The organism is Pseudomonas viridiflava (genome assembly GCF_900602065.1).
Classification (GTDB): domain Bacteria; phylum Pseudomonadota; class Gammaproteobacteria; order Pseudomonadales; family Pseudomonadaceae; genus Aquipseudomonas.
This window is the reverse complement of sequence record NZ_UWFN01000375.1, coordinates 1-414: the sequence shown is the minus strand read 5'-3', so window position 1 is coordinate 414 and position 414 is coordinate 1. Positions and strand designations below refer to the sequence as shown.

1 pseudogene is annotated in these 414 nt (G+C 67.4%); it reads left to right on the top strand.

Annotated elements, in window-relative coordinates:
* Window positions 1–414: pseudogene (locus tag EE949_RS29040) on the top strand (peptidoglycan glycosyltransferase PbpC); the annotation flags it as partial.

The following is a 414-nucleotide window of genomic DNA, read 5'->3' as shown; positions in this document are numbered from 1 at the left end:
ACGGCATGGCAATGGACGCCGGGTTGATCCACTCCGAATCACTGATGCAGGACGTGCCGCGCCGCTACGGCGACTACCGGCCAGGCAACTTTTCGACCGGGTTCGGCGGGCCGGTGGCTGCCAGTTCTGCGCTGTCGATGTCCCTCAACCTGCCTGCCGTGCAGTTGCTGGAGGTCTACGGCCCGAAACGCTTCGCCGCAGAACTGCGTAATGGCGGTGTACCGCTGACCCTGCCGCCGCTGGCCGAGCCCAATCTGGCGCTGATTCTGGGCGGGGCCGGCAGTCGGCTGGAAGATATGGTCGCTGGCTACAGCGCCTTCGCCCGTGGCGGGCGGAGTGCCGACGTCAGGTTGCAGCCGCAGGACCGCCTGCGTGAGCGGCGGATGATGTCGCCGGGGGCTGCGTGGATTATCC